The organism is Coprococcus sp. AF51-11b1, from assembly GCF_027682785.1.
GTDB classification, from domain to species: Bacteria; Bacillota; Clostridia; order Lachnospirales; family Lachnospiraceae; genus Allocoprococcus; species Allocoprococcus comes.
In genome coordinates, this window is sequence record NZ_JAQCZB010000007.1 from 1 (window position 1) to 16,911 (window position 16,911).

General features: G+C 40.9%; 19 protein-coding genes. 2 read left to right on the top strand and 17 right to left on the bottom strand.

Annotated elements, in window-relative coordinates:
• The 17 genes from PGY05_RS07905 to PGY05_RS07985 form a co-directional block, all read right to left on the bottom strand.
• A partial coding sequence (locus PGY05_RS07905) for a CD3337/EF1877 family mobilome membrane protein (RefSeq protein ID WP_270475634.1) occupies positions 1-1,679 on the bottom strand: 1,679 nt, incomplete at its 3' end.
• Complete coding sequence (locus PGY05_RS07910; RefSeq protein ID WP_270475635.1) at positions 1,679-4,129, bottom strand: ATP-binding protein; 2,451 nt, start codon at positions 4,127-4,129, stop codon at positions 1,679-1,681. The genes PGY05_RS07905 and PGY05_RS07910, both read right to left, overlap by 1 nt.
• Positions 4,107-4,505, bottom strand: coding sequence for a conjugal transfer protein (locus PGY05_RS07915; protein ID WP_004843362.1), 399 nt, complete (start codon positions 4,503-4,505; stop codon positions 4,107-4,109). The genes PGY05_RS07910 and PGY05_RS07915 overlap by 23 nt, the downstream gene beginning before the upstream one ends.
• 119 nt (positions 4,506-4,624) lie before the next feature.
• Positions 4,625-5,128 (bottom strand): antirestriction protein ArdA, encoded by a 504-nt coding sequence (locus PGY05_RS07920; RefSeq protein WP_270475636.1) that lies wholly within the window; start codon positions 5,126-5,128, stop codon positions 4,625-4,627.
• 17 nt (positions 5,129-5,145) lie between these two features.
• Positions 5,146-5,649 (bottom strand): antirestriction protein ArdA, encoded by a 504-nt coding sequence (locus PGY05_RS07925; RefSeq protein WP_270475637.1) that lies wholly within the window; start codon positions 5,647-5,649, stop codon positions 5,146-5,148.
• Entirely contained in the window at positions 5,568-5,864 is a 297-nt protein-coding gene (locus PGY05_RS07930; RefSeq protein ID WP_117824598.1) for a conjugal transfer protein, read from the bottom strand. Before PGY05_RS07930 ends, PGY05_RS07925 begins: the two co-directional genes overlap by 82 nt.
• 93 nt (positions 5,865-5,957) lie before the next feature.
• Positions 5,958-6,122 (bottom strand): hypothetical protein, encoded by a 165-nt coding sequence (locus tag PGY05_RS07935; protein WP_008393972.1) that lies wholly within the window; start codon positions 6,120-6,122, stop codon positions 5,958-5,960.
• Positions 6,123-6,150: 28 nt separating this feature from the next.
• Positions 6,151-6,546 (bottom strand): SRPBCC family protein, encoded by a 396-nt coding sequence (locus tag PGY05_RS07940; RefSeq protein WP_117824597.1) that lies wholly within the window; start codon positions 6,544-6,546, stop codon positions 6,151-6,153.
• A 214-nt stretch (positions 6,547-6,760) separates the two neighbouring features.
• Complete coding sequence (locus tag PGY05_RS07945; protein WP_008393975.1) at positions 6,761-7,402, bottom strand: alpha/beta hydrolase; 642 nt, start codon at positions 7,400-7,402, stop codon at positions 6,761-6,763.
• 34 nt (positions 7,403-7,436) lie between these two features.
• Complete coding sequence (locus PGY05_RS07950) at positions 7,437-7,658, bottom strand: hypothetical protein (protein WP_002323342.1); 222 nt, start codon at positions 7,656-7,658, stop codon at positions 7,437-7,439.
• The gene (locus tag PGY05_RS07955) at positions 7,659-7,793 is read right to left on the bottom strand and encodes a DUF3789 domain-containing protein (RefSeq protein WP_270475638.1); all 135 of its coding nucleotides are present in this window, start codon (positions 7,791-7,793) and stop codon (positions 7,659-7,661) included. It abuts the gene before it with no gap.
• Between the two features lie 12 nt (positions 7,794-7,805).
• Positions 7,806-9,002: a MobT family relaxase gene (gene mobT, locus PGY05_RS07960; RefSeq protein ID WP_117824595.1), complete on the bottom strand. Its 1,197-nt coding sequence runs from the start codon at positions 9,000-9,002 to the stop codon at positions 7,806-7,808.
• A gap of 183 nt (positions 9,003-9,185) precedes the next feature.
• On the bottom strand, positions 9,186-10,580 hold the full coding sequence (locus PGY05_RS07965) for an FtsK/SpoIIIE domain-containing protein (RefSeq protein WP_270475639.1): 1,395 nt from the start codon (positions 10,578-10,580) through the stop codon (positions 9,186-9,188).
• A gap of 64 nt (positions 10,581-10,644) precedes the next feature.
• Entirely contained in the window at positions 10,645-11,403 is a 759-nt protein-coding gene (locus PGY05_RS07970; RefSeq protein WP_117762155.1) for a helix-turn-helix domain-containing protein, read from the bottom strand.
• Between the two features lie 98 nt (positions 11,404-11,501).
• The gene (locus PGY05_RS07975; RefSeq protein ID WP_117762154.1) at positions 11,502-11,885 is read right to left on the bottom strand and encodes a YdcP family protein; all 384 of its coding nucleotides are present in this window, start codon (positions 11,883-11,885) and stop codon (positions 11,502-11,504) included.
• Positions 11,886-11,900: 15 nt separating this feature from the next.
• Positions 11,901-12,227 carry a YdcP family protein gene (locus PGY05_RS07980; protein ID WP_005339720.1) on the bottom strand — a complete coding sequence of 109 codons (327 nt, stop codon included), beginning with the start codon at positions 12,225-12,227 and terminating at the stop codon, positions 11,901-11,903.
• Positions 12,228-12,465: 238 nt separating this feature from the next.
• Positions 12,466-15,510: an SrtB-anchored collagen-binding adhesin gene (locus tag PGY05_RS07985; RefSeq protein ID WP_270475640.1), complete on the bottom strand. Its 3,045-nt coding sequence runs from the start codon at positions 15,508-15,510 to the stop codon at positions 12,466-12,468.
• A gap of 394 nt (positions 15,511-15,904) precedes the next feature.
• On the opposite strand from PGY05_RS07985, the gene PGY05_RS07990 reads away from it, so the two are divergent.
• Positions 15,905-16,030, top strand: a complete 126-nt coding sequence (locus PGY05_RS07990; RefSeq protein ID WP_270475641.1) for a hypothetical protein — start codon at positions 15,905-15,907, stop codon at positions 16,028-16,030.
• Between the two features lie 183 nt (positions 16,031-16,213).
• A complete protein-coding gene (locus tag PGY05_RS07995; protein ID WP_022220390.1) occupies positions 16,214-16,903 on the top strand; it encodes a hypothetical protein in 690 nt (229 codons plus the stop codon).
• Positions 16,904-16,911 lie beyond the last annotated feature (8 nt).

Below are 16,911 nucleotides of genomic sequence, written 5' to 3' on the forward strand. Positions count from 1 at the left end.
CTGGACTTTGCCTTTTCCTTTGCGGAATACACCGCATAAGCGGTCTGTGTCGGCATATCTTTGATATTCTCTTTGACGGCGTTTGCCTTGTCTTTCACTTTATTTTTCGTATCTAAGACAGCACCGACTTTTGAGCCTGCACGCTGTCCCATGCTGGAAGTGGCATTGCCCCGATTTTCTTTAGAAGCTGTATTTTTTCTTTCCGTCCGCTTGCCAGCAACGGCACTTCCAGCTACCGCACCAGCGACACCGCCCGAAATACCGCCTGCACTGACCGCCCTTGCGATACGGTGTTCCATACGCCTAGCCCTATGTCGCATAAACAGATACGGTCTGCGGAAAATACGTCGTCCCATGCTTTGACTGTCGCCAGCATTAAGTGAGAACATACTCATTAAGTCGCCCAGCTTCATGTAGATACCAGCAAAGCACACTATCTGCAAGAACGCTATCATAAAGAACGGATAGTCTGTGGAAATGTTATAAAACATACTGGAAATGCTAAACGCCACCGTTACAATGAGCGTTATTCCTGCCCGTGTCATTATGGTATTAAACACCCTTACGATTGCCTGCTTTGCCATGCTTTCATAGCTCGGTATCATAGAGAGCAGGAAACTAATAGGCAAAAACATAGCGAAAATAATAAAAAGTATCTGGCTAAACAACATCATGCCCGTAAGCAAGAATACAAATATCGTTATCCCTAAGTTGAAAAACAAGAGGAAGAACACCATACCCAAACGGTTTACCACCTGCGGTATCGTCAGATTGTTGTTGTCGTTGTCCTCGATTTCTGTTTTCACGACTTCTTCTCTGGTTTTTCCGTCCTCGTCCTCTGGGCTTGCCGATACGAGAGCTTCCACACGGTCTGTCCCGATTTCCTCTGCATTGCTGTTGCCGAATTGTAGAAGTAGCCACGGCTGTTCCACTTGAATAGAAAATAAGCTGTCCCGTATCAAGTCCACGCTGTCCTTGCCCTCGCTGTCAGAGTTAGGGAGCATGATTTTTGTTCCCAAGTCCAAAGAAGCGGTACTGATGTCTGATGAAAATTCATTTATCTTCTTGATGTAGTCGGGAGCATAGGCAATAAAAGAAGCGGACAGCACGAACACCACCACAAAGTTGATAATGGCGTGAAGTGCCTTGCTGGTTTCCCGTTTTATCAGTCCCGTATAGGCAACATACATTCCCACCACTAAGATAATAAGAAGCAGAAAACCAACATAGAAGCCCGTAGAAGAAAAGCCGTTCTCGGTAACGCCTGCAAGGGTCTGTATGCTTTTTCCGATACTGTCTGCCATATCATTGATGAAGTCCAGCTTATAGGCTTCCTGCACCACATAGCCCGTAGCATTGCTTAAATAAAGGCTTATCGTCCAGACAAAGTTAGTAATGCAGTAAAGTCCGTACTGCACCGATTTTCCGATACCGTCCAGCCAGTTCCACGGAAGCCACGACCAGCTATTATCTACATAAAAATCAAGCTGGTAGTTGGAAAGTGGATATTTGGAATACAGATTTTCTGCGTTTATGGTATCGTCCACAAGCCCCGTCGCATGAGCCACCGTCCCCAGAAGTGAAAGCAGGATAAGGGAGAGTGCCACCACGAACAGAGCCATTTTGAGAACGTGGAAAATCTTCTTTTTTGTGAACGCACCTTTTATCCTTTCTTTCATCACTCCACCTCATTTCTCTGTACGGGCGGTCTGGTATCAAAAGCGTGTAATAGTTCTTCAAAGACTGGGTGTATCTGCACCACGCCGACACGCCCATATAAGTCCTGCAATAAGCATTGTCCGTTCTCCAAATCACGAAGCCGTTTCTGGTTGTTTTCGTCGTCTTTGTCGATACCGAAAAACTCTAAGGTCTGCTTTATCTCGTTAATATCGGTACTACGAAATGCAAATTTCAAGCCGATATTGTTTTTCAGACTTTCCTTTGAAACATCATAGGCAGACTGGGTAACGAAATAAACGCCTGCCTGCATAGCTCGTCCAGCACGAACTAGCTTGTTAGAGAGCGTTTCTCCTTGTGCCACATTCAAAAATGCCCATGCTTCGTCAAGGTCTACAATCTTAAAAATACTTCTGTCCGAATGGATAAAATCAAGGGCAAAGGTACTAATCACAATCAGCATAGACACCGACAATAATTCAATGGTCGTGTATTCCTCAAAGGTCGTGTCCTTATCTGGCAGTACAAGGTCTGCTACTTGAATGATATTGAGCTGGTTATCCAGACTGATAGCATTTTCCACCATACCATCTGAAAACAGCAGATGTGCAAAGTCGTAGTCCGTGAAGCTTTCGATATGGTCTGCGATATTTCTTGATATGGGCGTATCTTCACGACGTAGCTCGTCTATCACATGGAGTAAGCCCCGATTGTCGCTCTGGGTAACGGAACGAACCGCTTTTCGTAACACGGGGAATTTTTCGCCGTCCCTAGAGGAAATACCCGTAAGGAATGTCAAGATGTCGATTGCCAGACTTTCAGCGTCTTTTACATTCTTCATAATCACGAATGGGTCAAGAAGTCCTGCATTTCCTTTATCGCTGGTTAAGTTTACGATATTGATTTCATGGGCGATTTCTGGGAGCGTTTCTTTCCAGTTGCCACGCTCTGATTTTGGGTCTAAGATAACCGCTTGTCCCCCAAAAAGAACCGAATAATACACCAGAAGATTGTTGCAAAACGACTTCCCACCGCCAAGCGAACCGACAAAAGCAGAAGCAAGGGCATTTGTAACTGTGCCTTTTACGCCCTGCGAAGCTAAAGACGGTTGCAGGTACACATTTCTTCCCGTATCAACGGAATAGCCCATATAGATACCCGTGCTTTCTCCTAACTGCTGGGTCGCTCCAAAGCCAAGCCCAGCCAAGAAGTCTGATTTTACATACTGCACATAGTCATTGATATATCGCTTGCTGGCAGGAAAAAATTCAGAATGAAGCCCCAGCATATCCCCAGCAGGACGCACCAGCTTTACATTAAGGTCGTCGTAAAAGTCCTTGACTTCATCACAACGGCGTTTCAGCTCGTCAAGATCGGGTGCAGACACCCGTATCACGTAGCTTAACTTATACATACTTTCTTTGCTCTGGTCTAAATCGGTTTCCAGCTCGTCCACGCTGTCTAATGCGTCCACCACATTTGAGCTGGTTTCACTTCCTGCTTGATAAGCGTGATTGTCAAGGTCTTTCAATTCCTTTTTCTTATTTCTTACTGTGGTAAGTGCTTTTCGGTTCTCCACGATTTCTACATTCATAGAAGTATCAACGGGAAATGTGAATTGCTGTTGCTGGAAATAGAAGATTTCAGACGACGGAAAATCAAGCTCGCCAACAATCGCATTGACAGTAAAGTAGGACACATAGCTTTCCTTGTCCTCATGTTCCAATCGTAAATACCGCTGGCTTTCCTCAATCACACACCTTGTCGGGCGGATAAGGTCGTAGTATTTTATCAGCGTTTCTTTCTTGTAGTTTTTCTTTGGTAGCTGGTACTCATAATCTTCATAGGCGATACCGTCCCTGCCGTAAAGATGTTCCATGAGATACCCAAAATCATTGATTTCCAAGCGACGCACCTTAAAGCGACGGGAGATTTTATTTTCCAGTAACTTTTCCATTTTCATGTAACGGTTGATTTCATCATTCGGCATGGAAACAAAGTCATTCATCAGCGTGTGGTTTACTTCATGGAGAAATTCTGTGAACGTCAGCCACGCCGATTTTTTGATGTTCTTCAGATTGAACTGTTCTTCCGTAACCATGAGCTTAAAGCCAAGAAAAAAACGGTAGTCCACTTGATTGTCCCCAATCATAGATACTAACGCTTCGGTCTGTTCGTCTATCTTCTGGCAAGCAACTTCCTTTAATTTTCCAGTTACCAGCTTCTTTGACTGCTCCTGCTGACTTCGGATTGAGCTTTCTGTGGCAATCTGCAACGCATGAATTTTACCCTCACGGGACTGTGCGATTAGCTGTCGAAAGCTGTCATGCACGATAAATTTCTGCTCTGCGGATAAGAAAGAATAGTTATACGGTATCAGCTCATAGTAGGCGAATACCTCATTGTCCTTGTTCCAGACAAGGTTATTGTCAATATATTTTATCGGGAACATAGTTCACACTCCTTACTGCCGTGATTGTTTCATTCAAGGTCTGCTTATGCAGTTTTACGGCTTTTCCTGCATAAGTGATTTTAGGTCGCAGGGCATAGGTTATCTGTGATTTCAAAAAGCTGTACGGCTTCTTTCCGTCAAAGGTTTTCTGCGACATGAACCAAGTGAGAGCAACGGGAATACCAAAGTATTTGAGAAATGCTCCCTCAATCATGGAAAGTGGGGGAATATCCCCAAACAGAATGATGATAAATTCTGTAATCACAAACCATGTAATCTGTGTAAAGGTAACGGGAAAGGGCAAGTTAAAGTCATTGATTGCATACAAGACTTTTTCCACGTTCCAGATACCCGTATAAGATTTAATCTTTTTCAAGTTCTTTCAGCTCCTTTCGTAAGTTCTTCAAAGAGAAAAGGACAGCCATGTTTTAGACTGTCCCTTAAAAGAGAAATACGCTGTCAGTAGCAACCATGCTTGTCGCTGATCTTCCAGCGTTAATATGGTATCTCGCACATACCTCGGCTTGTTTCAATAAAGCAACCGCCCATATCCAAATCTCGCCCGTAGGCTTCATAGTCAATGTAGTTCTGCAAGCTGGGTGGAATATCCCCAAGTGCCTGCAATTCGTCTATGTAGTAGTAGGCAACGTCTGTCATGGTTTCACAGTCGGGATAATAATAAATATCGTCCTTATGTTCCACGACTTCTTCCAGCGTCCCGTAGTGGCTGATAAATTCGTCCAGACATTCTACGATATAGTCGGGAAGTTCCTCTATCATTTCATACATCTCATTGAGTTCTTCAATGGAAACATACTCGCCAATCGCAATAGGGAAGTTATCGGTATCATGGATTCCGTATTCCTCGTACTGTTCATTCAAGCCGATTTTTTCTTTTACATCTTCCTCGTCAATGGGAAATGTAAACCAAGCACCGACTAAATAGCCCTCATTGTATTTGCCAAGATTAGCGATATAAACCGCCATATCATCAATCATAAGCACCACCTCATTTCCTACTCTGGCAGTTCAAAGATACCGTGTTCTGTTACTAAAAATTTCCCGTGTTCCTGCAAGTGAGAAGCGTAGGCTTCAAAGTCAAAGTAATATTCTTGACAGTCCTCGGATAAATGCTTAAATGTCGGGTCGTTCATCAGCTTTTGCTTTGCAACATCTATCATGCTTTTGCAGTCGGGATAAATCGTAATCACGTTCCTGCAAATATAAAGTGCTTCTAAGTTCTCAAACACCGTAAGTAGTGATACATATTCTTCCTGCATATCACTTGAAAGCTGGCGGTACATAAAATCTAATTCGTTGAGCTGGTACACGCTGGTATGTTCGTGGACTTCATTAGCATAAGGCAACACCTTTTCGATAATGCGGTAATCCCCACTTTCTGCACCGACACCTAACTTTTCTTCAAACTCGGCAACCTCTATCGGCAGGTCGAACCAGTATGATATTGTTTCTTCGCCAGTTGTTCCTTTCGTTTCCACCAGCACCCTTGTTTCCTGCATTGTTCCTCACGTCCTTTCTGTTGTTTCATCACATCTTTTATAGTCTGGTACGACATACCAAACACATATTTAGAAAAATCGTCTAACTGTCTTTCTTCATAATCGGCATGGTTCAGTCGTTTCATTTCATGCCACACCTTACGCTTGTAAGAGGGCAGGTCAGAAATGTATTCACAGCCGATTTTTTCCTGCATATCCTTAAAAATATCGTTCATTTCATCACTCCAATCCGAAATTTTAGGTAAGGAAAAAGCAGTCAATCCTAAGACTAACTGCTTTGTGTGTATGGATATGAAATTATGATTTTGCTATTTAGATTTATCCTTGAAAAAGCCAATTAAAATTAACGCAATACCAAGAATTGCTACTGGAATATAAATAACATTAGGTATATGATAAACAAATCTATCAATTCCAGACATAAGGATATAAATAATAATTCCCATACTGATTAAAATGCTTTTATCTTTCATAATGGTCTCCTTTACAACTTCTAATTCTTTATTCCAATGCTTTCTTTAAGTCCAGAACAAATTGCTTTTGTTGTTTTTTCAAATAGGTTTTTACAAAAGGTTTCATAAACCACTTTTTAGGTATTACATTTTCTGTAAAGTCTATTTTTGTTTCATTCCCTTTGTCCGTAAAAATACCAATCCAGTGACCTTTCATGTTGCTATTCTCCATATCAAATTCCCAGCGTTTATATGGTTCTACAACGGTAACGGTAAATGTAGTAGCATATCCATTTTTTGCGTATTCAATAAATTGTTTGTCATTTATTATTTCTGTTTTGCTCAAATCACTTCGCCATAAGTTATATTTATCAACAGCTAAAACAATGTTCCAAACTTTTTGAATATCATTATTGATAATTGTATTTATATTTGAAACTGCCACTTTTTCATTCCCCCTTTTTAAATTACCGTTTATTGTTTTTTCATATCCACATTATAACATTCTCATATCAGCACTACAATAAAATTTTATGCACCGATAATCTTATTGAACAGCTCTAACAGACACCATTTCATCACTCCAATCTGAAATTTTGATAAGAAAAAAGCAGTCAATCCTAAAACTAACTGCTGTGTGTGGATATAAAATCTAAATTCTATTGTATAACTTTTCTTAGCCAATTATCTCTAAAGAAAATCTGTTCGTCAGTATGAAACCAATGTTCTCCGTCATTCATAACGGTAAGATTTGCACAATGTCTATCAATAAATTTATCTACCGTTTGACGTGATGTAAGATTATCATGTTCAGCATACAAAATTTCAGTAGGCGTTTTCCAATTTATCGGGTTTGCCCGAACAAAACATAGATATTCCCACGATAATGTTTCTCCAAAATCAGTTGGTATTTCTTTTCTTTCAGAAAGTTCCTTTTCAGACACATTCGCCCAGCTCATCATATCTACTATAAGTTGTTCCATATCAAGTATAGGCGATATGAATAATGCTTTTTCAATCTTGAAATTCTGTAATGTGTGCATTGTAAAATAAGCTCCGATACTATTAGCAAGTACATATATGTAGTCATATTTTTCAGATATTTTATCGTAGACTTCCATAATTTTATTTTTTACAATCCACGGGAAATAGTCATTATAATCTACTCCAAAAACATCAAAATCTAAACAAATATTTTTGAACTGTTCAGCTTCAAGATAACTTCCACCTTTACCATGAACATATATCATTGCTTTCTTCAAAATAACGCCCCCATAAATCAGAATTTTATATATCCACATTATACCATTCTCATATCAGCATCACAATAAAATTCTATGCACCGATAATCTTATTGAACAGCTCTAACAGTACATCTTTCACACCGCCAGCATTGAATACCAAGCCGACAGCAATCAAGGCAACTACTAAGAAGCCAATGAGCTTTGAAAACTCACGCTTGAACCCTAAGTAGATACCGATAACCACAATCGCCATAAGCACCAAGCTCTGTGCGTTTGATAAAAACCATTGATACAAATTTTGTCCGAAATTCATTTAATTGTCCTCGCTTTCTTCTAATTGTTTCATTTTATAGTCAGCTTCTTTGCCGACATTCAAAATACATATCAAGACTACGCCGATACCCATTCCCATAGATATCAGCAGGAAGTCTTTTAATAATATCCACATTTTTTATCACTCCTAACTTTCCACCAAATCTTTTGCAGGGGTCGTCTGCTGTTTGATTATCATTTCATGCTTTTCTGTGAGCTTTGCCTGCTGTTCGATTGTTTCCATGTAGTCTGTACCGTTTCCCTTATCAATCTTTTTCAGCATTTTCAAGGTCGGTGCTACCTGCCTTTGTACCCACCGCAATGTGCGGTCTAAAGTATAAGGTTCTGGCTTTGTCGTCAGTTTCAGACTTTGCCGATTATTGCCGATAAACCAAGCCCAGCGGTCATTGAGTTTCCAGTCATTTTTTCGCTTGTCGGGTTCTTCATCAACAAACCGCACATACTGATTGATGATAGAAAAGGCGGTCTGTTCTGCGTCATAATAGGTCAGCAAATCTCGTACTGCATAATAGGCTCGTTCATTGCGAAGCCGTATCTCAAAACGATTGATAATGTTGGCTTCTTCAAGCGGTGTCCCTAACTTGACATACTGTTCATAGTCTTTTTCATAGATACAGAAATACACATCTGATTTCAGCGAACCAAGATAAAGGGTACGTCCCATATATTCTCTGTCGTCCTCTCTGTGCTTGATAAGCTCGCCCGACTGATAAAACTTATAGCTTCTGGACTTTCCGATATATTCCCGTTTCCTGCATTTTTCCGCAAGCTCTGGAATATCCAAAATGCCCGTATGGTCGTTGATAGCAAGGTCGATACGCTTCATCACACCACCGTCTATGAGTGCGTCCATGAGGAAGTCATACCAGCTTCTTTGCTGTGCCAGCAGGTAACTTTCAAACTGTCTGCAACCACGCCCCTTTAACTCTAAAAGGACACCTTTTTCTTCGTCAGCCGACGTATAGATAAAGATGTCCCCTAAAGAGTAATGCTCCGTATAACTGTAATGTCCATAATCTTCATGGAGCATATAGTTGATATTCAGTTTTAATATGTCTTTGATGATATGCTGTATATCCAGCGTGGGAAAACGAATTTTCACATAATCAAACAGCATGGTAAGCGGTGCTTCTGGATTGAACCTTGCCAGTTCTTTATGCAGAGTTTCCAAAAGCTCCTTTGACGGCTTCATTTTTCCGCTTTCTATCTTATTGAGATATTCTCTTGTGATACCAGAAGCCACCGCCAGCCTGCCTTGTGAGATGCCGTAAACAATTCGTTTCTCCCGTAATTCTTTTATCCATTGTTCTTCATTCAGAACCATACCCCCAATCTGTCAAGTGTGAAGTTTTTTAAGGCGACTTCACAACTGAATTTTGCTAGGAAATCATGCCAGAAGCCTTATGTTTCCTATGTTTTTCGTCTATTGTCTATTTGCAAACGTACCCCTCTGTTAGATACCGAGGGGTTTTACCTGCTGGCGTGGCTTACGCCACACCAGCAACGGCTAGTCCGTGCCGTCGCCTTTCGCTTCGCACGTCGCCGTCCCGTCCTGCCTTGCTTGTGCAAGAGAGCCGATAGTCTGCAAAAAATCATGTCCTTTCGGGACTAAAGGCGTGTAAAACTCACTGATAACACTTGTTCCCACATCACAATAGCCACGCCCCTTGATACGCTTCTGGAAAAACTGCTTTTTCACATCTGAACCAAACAGCATACCGTAACCTAATTCGCTGATACGCCCAAGTCCCACACGGAAATTGAAGTTATCTCTGATACCGTCCGAGAAATACTTTGCGTCTGGACGCTGGCAGGCAACGATAAGGAAATAACCTGCTTGTCGCCCTAACATAACGATTTTCTTTAACTGGCTAAGTAGGCTCACGCTTTCTTTTGTCCCCAGCATTTCAAAAAATGCCACATATTCATCAAAGATAAGAAAGCAGGGTGGCAGTCCCAGATAGGCATAGTTTTCGCCCGTCTTATAGTTCGGGTGTCGCTTCATTTCCTCACTTCGCTGTACCATGCCCTCATAAAAGGCATTGACGCAATCTATCATTTCTTCTTTGGTGTGATACACATTTCCCATAACTGTCCCTAAGTCTGCAAGGTCAGCGTTCTTCGGGTCTAAGATATAAAGGACAGCGTTGGTATGCAGTAAGGCTTCAATGAGCGTCAGCAGAAAATAGGTTTTACCGCCACCAGTCCCACCAGCAATCAGAGCATGAGGGAGTGCGTCATATTCCCAGACAAGATTTTTCATCAGTCTAAGACAGCCGTTTTCTGCCCGTACTTCATCAATGGTAATGCGGTTCGCTATCATATCATAAAGCAGGGTATATTCGATATAGCCGTCATGCAGGGTCTTGTCGGTCAGCTCACAATACAAGCCACTTTCCAATTTATCCTCTAACCGTAAAAGCTGGTCTTGATATTTTCCTAATGTGATTTCACATCGGATATGAAGCAGTCCCTTTTCCATTTGATAATAAATCTTTGGAAACCAGACGATTTTTTCCCTTGATCTGCTTTGCAGGTCAGTAAAAAAAACGCTGTCTTGTATGGTATCGGCTTCATACCACCTATTTTCCAGTATCATTCTTGCCAGCTTTTGACGGTGCAGGAGCTTCTTGAAACTGTCGTAACAGAATCGGTAATACAGAAAAACGACCAATGCACAAACACCAGTCGCTATCAGTATGGTTATGAAGTTGTAAGGGGAGAGCGTCAAGCCGTTTTCTAACAAGCTGAAATGCTCCCAATCGGTACGCATGAGCTGTTTTATATTCAGTAGCAGAAGAACCGCCACGAATATAAACAGAAGCGTTCCTATGGAAAAATGGTAGACAAGGTGCTTGTCGCTGGCTCTGATACGGTGTCCTTTGTTCCAAATCTTACGCATAAATCAATCACTCCTTTCTGGGTAAGAAAAAAGCAGTCAATCCTAAGACTAACTGCTTATATCATTATTCGTGTTTTTTCCCAACAATATAGGTTGTTACTAACATTCCTATCAGCAAAATAATTATAGCTGGATATTTTACAGTATTCCATAATGAAATGCCACCAACTAAAAAACTGATATAGCAAATAATAGGATATAGAATAGCAGTTCCTAATGTAAATACTCTAAATACTGTTAATACATATCCCCAGTTTGCATTATTAAAAGATAGCCCTGCCATGTGTATTCTGAAAATTCCTTGTGATACAAAATTAACTTTATTTGTATCATAATATGTCGGTAATAATTCTTTCGCAAAAATGCAAAGCCAACTTGCAAACAAAAGCATTAACAAAGATATATACAAACTATCTCCCATTTGTTCTATGGAAATTCCAGAAACAGTTAATAATATTGCCTCTATAACTACCACACCGATTGAGATAAGAAATGCAAATATCCAGTTCTTTTTTCGTTGATGAATTGTATCACGCAACGACAAGTCTAACGAGTTTACAACAAGAGTTTCTACCACATCACTATTTAATGTCTTGTTCTCTTTTAATTTTTCTCCTTGTAAAAGTTCTGTTACTGTAATACCAAGTATATCAGCAATAGGGATAAGTAATGTAACATTTGGCATACTGTTTCCACGTTCCCATTTACTAACTGTTTTATCCGACACAAACAACTTATCTGCTAAGTCCTTTTGTGTCATTTGTTTTTCTTTTCGCACTTCGGCTAAAAATTGTCCAAATTTTTCATTGTTGATTTGATACATTTGTGCCACCTCCTATCGTTATTTTAACCATTTACGATAAGGTAGGCAATCTACTAACGGGAGAGTACCTCTATTTTTCTAACTTATGAGGAGAATTTTTATTTTTTCGGCTGTCCCTGCGGTGCATGGTTCTGTGGACTTCCTGCGTTCTGGTTTCCTTTATTCTTCAATACAATATCCTCTGCCTTTACATACCAGTCCACATCTGCACCCGTATAGGTCTTTCGTGATACCGTATCGGCTACGGGATTGACAAGTTCCACAACTGCATTGTACGGAAATTCTCTTAACGGTACTTCTGGCGGTACAGATACGGGGATAATTCCACCATGCAGACTGCACTTCAAATCATAGATACGCTTTTTAAGCTGGGTACTCGGTGTCCCGTCCTCATTCTGTAAGAACACATCACGCACTGCTGTAAATTTTAATTCTCCAAATGTTTTCTCTTTGTCAATAACAAATCCGTTTGATAATCTCATAACTTCTTCACTCCTTTACTTTTCTTCAACTGCTACAATATCATCAGCAACTAATACATAATCGGTATGTCCCATATCCCCGATTGCGTAACCTCTGCCGTATAACTTCGGATTGACAAGTTTTACTTTCTGCTCATACTTGAACTTCTTTTCGCCAGCCTGCACGGGAATTTCTACCACAACATTTTCGCCTTTCTGTACGTCGGAATAAAGGTTATAGCTTCGTCTGGCTAAGACCCTGCGATTATTTTTATCTCTTTCAAAGACTGGCTCGCTTTCGCCTGCAAATTCAAGAGTTCCAAAAGACTGTGCCATATCTGGCACGACATATTTCATTTCCATATTGTTTTACCTCGTTTCTTTCTATATTTGATAAGTTTTTTAATTGTGATTTCTTATTCTGGCGGTTTGGGAAGTACCAGCAATCCCCCAGATAGTAAAGGGTAAAATCAATGCTTACGCACCCTTGACTATCCGTGTTCTTGCAGGTTGTAGGCAGACAAGCCAGAATAAGCAAAAATCTGCCGTTTGACAGCTTCGGCGGAGAGCGTGATTTTTCTTTCATCATACCGTTACCGCCTTATGATTTCTTCATTTTACGGCGTTTGTAAAGATATGTTCCAGCCAGTCCACCAGCAGACGCAAGCAACATCACAACAAATGCCATTACATTTGTACTGTCGCCCGTTTTGGGACTGTCGCTAGGTCTGTTAGGCTTTTCTGGTGTCGGTGGTGTTTCGGGTTTCTCTGGTTCTTCTGGCTTTTCCTTAAAGGTAATCGTCTGTCCCTTATCCTCAATATCCTTATGCTCGGTAACTTTCTTCGGCTCGTCTGGATTGCTTAAATCGTATAATTCCTCAAAAGTTACAAGCTGTTTGCCGTCAAGAGAAGTAGCGTCAAACGTAAAAGCAACTTCCACTTTCATAGTTTCGCTGTCAGCAATAAAAGTGTAATCACTTTCCACACGTTTTCCATTGATAAGAAGTTCTGCATTTTCTTCTTTCAACATCTGCCAGCCCACAAGTTTGTACTGTGTACCGACTTCTAAGCCCTCTAAGGTTACGGTATCAATGATTGTAACATCTTTTCCTGCTTTAAGCTCTTTGTTGCCGTCCTTATCGGTAGCGGTAGTATGTATCTTGATGATACGCTCTGTGATAAGTACCGTTTGCCCGTCGTCCTCAATGTCTTTGTGTTCTGCAACTTTTACGGGTTCGTCTGGATTGCTGAAATCATATAATTCTTCAAAGGTAACAAGGTTTTTGCCACCTAAAGCAGACGCATTGAATGTATAGGAAATTTCCACTTTCATTTCTTCATCATCAGCGACAAAGGTATAATCGTTTTCTACACGTTTCCCGTCAATGATAAGCTCGGCGTTTTCTTCCTTTAACATCTGCCAGCCTTTCAACTGATACTTTGTGCCTTTTGTAAGTCCGTCTAATTTGACAGTATCAACGATTGTAACCTCTTTTCCTGCAAGGATAGTCTTTTCGCCGTCTTTGCTGGTCGCTGTGGTATGAATAGAGATTTCTTTCTCGTATTCATCAGTCAAAGTCCCTAAATCAATCACAAGATTATTTCTTGATACCACGATTTCAAAAGGTGGGATAAGCTCAAAGCCTTTGTTGCTTTCAGAGCGTAATTCCTCGATGATGTAGGTATCATAAGGTAACGCACCCTTGCTGTCGTCTGGTTCAGAAGTTCCAAACCATACACCGTCCTCGCTGGTCTTGCCTGCGTTGGTATTGTGCTTATGTGAAGCCCAGTCAGAAGAAGTGGAGAATTGCCCGTTATTATCAGTTACCACTACATGATTTTCGCCCGTCGTCTTGCTTGTGATCCTAAAGGGAACATCAGCAAGACGCTTGTGTGTGCCTGCACCGATTTTTACACCCTCAATATCTCCACGCTTAATCTGATTATAGATAGAATGAGCTTTGTCGGTTAAGTCCACGATTTTTCCATTTTCTGTGATTGTAAAATCAATCGGTTTTGCACCGTCAGTTAAGTAACCGTCGGGAGCTTCACTTTCAACGATACGGAATTTTCCATAAGGTAAGAGGTCAGCAGAAGTAGAAGCGATACCCTCAATATCGGTACGAATTATCTTTACCACTTCATTTTTCTTGTATAACTTGCCCTCAACCAATACTACATTATCATTTAAGGAAATGATGTCAAAGGCAGTATCTTTCAAAGTGGCACTTCCTTGTGGTTTGGTATCGCCCGTTTCTAAATCTCGTTTCTGAATTTTGACACCGCCACGGATAACCTTGTCAGATACGGAAAACTGGTTATTTCCAGTTAATACGGCAAGGTCGCCGTCCTCGGTAATCTGTGTAAGGTATAAGCCTTTTATCTGTTCGAACTTATCGCCAGCCTGCATATATGCACCCTCTAACAAGTATCCGTTTGGAGCTTTTGTTTCCTCAACGGTTAGTGTTCCAAGTGGAAGAACCGCCTTACCGTCCTGCATATAGAAGATGTCGCCAGATACTTTGTATGCGTCCGCTAATTTTGTGATGTAATGAGTTGTCCCGCCGCTGTCTGTTTCAGCGATTGTCTTTGTAACCCATGTACGAGTAGCTTCGGCAGGGAGATTGTCTTTCGTATAGAAGCCTGCATAATACTTCCATGTAAATTCCGCACCTGCTAAAGAAGCGTTTCCCTGCGGATTGACTTTCTGTGTTTCCATATCAATCTTGAAAAGCTCAATCAAAGTGTCCGTTACTTTTGGTATATCTGATACTTTCAAGGTCGCTGTCTTTCCAGCTTCAACCTTTAAGGAATATACAGTTTTATCTACTTTATATCCTGCTGGTGCAGATAATTCCTTGATATAAACTGTGCCAGCCTTTACCTCTACAACATCTGTATTTCCGTTTTCATCAGTCGTAAGGGTGGCAAGCTGTTTCATGCAGTCCTTATCAGCAAAGACACCGTATGTTGCACCTGCAATAGAGTAATTCCCGTTACCGTCTGTAATGCCGGTATTACTGGAAGTCTTTTGAAGTGTAGCATTTCCGACATTCAGTTTCGCCCAGAATTGCCCTAATTCCTGTCCCTCGCCAGAGTAGATATAACCGCCACATTCATAGCGTCCTTTATTCTCTTTGACAAAGGCTTTTGCACCAGAGAAAACTTCGTCCTGCGTTGCCTTTGGAATTTCATCATAAGAAGCTCGCACATTATCACATTGCCAGCCAAGATGTATGCTCAATTTCTGCCAGACAACACATTGTTCCAACAGATAGACTTGTTTATAGTTCAATTCCTTGTGAGCTTCGCCATACTGTTTGACATACTCTAAGGATAACGCCACATCTGAAATCTGGTCGACACTCATGCGTGAGCTTGCGTCAGCTCTGGTCTTATAGCCGTTCTTAAAATCTGTATTGATGTCAATACAATAGGCAGTTTCGCCCTCGACTTTCATATAGCCCTCATTGAATGTCGAACCAATAGAACCGTCATTCATTACTTTTTCAATGATACCGACACGTTCTGCACTTTCCGTCCAGTATTGCTTGCTTTCTGCATGAACGGGTGTAGTCGGTAAAGCAGTAACGACAGTTGCAAGAGCTAAGAAGCCCGTACACAATCGTTTCCATGTCTTTTTCATAAATTTAATGCTCCTTTCATTTTGGGTATAAAAATAGACGCTCATTTCTGAACGTCTACATTATTGAAAGGCTTTTCCTCTCACACATATTTTATTTTAATAGGTACAACAGTTGCCTTTCTCCTTGTATTTTCGTTGTTTTCATTACTTGCGTTATCTACAACCCCCATGACCGGCATCGAGCATGATAGATACAGGCATAGATATACCTCAAAAAATGAACTTTATATAATATATGTCGGATATCCTGAAAAGTGAAAATGAGAAATCGATTAAGAAAAATATGCTGCGTGCTGATTTAACAAACATTTAAATCAACCATGATAGTTCTGCACCCGTAGATTTAATACAATAAAACTGTCAAAAGAAACCCACATAAACAAAAACGGAAGGAATGACAGTTATGGCACCATTTATCATCGGAATCATCGGAGGTATCACAATCATAGCAGGCGGCACATATCTCTTAGAAAAAATAGCTGAATATATCGAACAAAACAATCAGACAAAAAGCATTTAGTTGCTCTTGATACCAGATTGCAGAAAAATAAATTGTCAGGTAGGAAATATAATGTTATGATAGATTTGTAGCGATATGCTACAGGAAAGCAATCATTAGTTTGTTGATTACGTTTCTTGTCTTTCTTGACCGGAAGAACAAGAAAAATATATTCATATATTATAGAATCGGGAGAATCAAAATATGGCAGAAAGATTAGAATTTCGTGAAAAACTTGCAGGGATCCTTACCCTGTGTGAAAGCCAGAATAACATCACAGACAAAGCCACAGTCGAAGCTTACTTCGCAGAAGACAATTTATCAGCAGAACAGATGGAGCTTGTATTTGATTATCTTCTTTCCAAGAAAGTAATCGTAAAAGGCTACGTCAAAGCCGGTGGTTCGATCAAAAATGCAGAAAACACCGAAGAACCGATCCGATATACCCAGGAAGAACAGAATTATTTAAACCTTTACGAGCAGGATCTGAAAGGATTAAGAGATGGGGATCCATTAAAAGAACTCCTACCGGCAATCCTCACCATGGCAAAAGAGATGCACAGGGCAGATATCTACATCGGAGATCTCGTCCAGGAAGGCAACATGGGACTCATGCTCGCCATGGAAGACCATGCAGATGATACCGAAGCCCTTTTAAGCATGGCAAAAGAAAGCATGCAGGCACTTCTTGAATCTCAGGAAGAGACTAAAAAACAAGATAACCGCATGGTAGAAAAAGTCAACGACCTTGATGAACAGATCAAAAAACTTTCCGATGAACTCGGCCGAAAAGTCAGCGTAGACGAGCTGGAAGAATTCGCCGGCATCACCGAAGATGAGATTAGCAACATCTTAAAACTAGCCGGTGAAGAACTTCCCCCGGAAGAGAAGTAGAAATATAC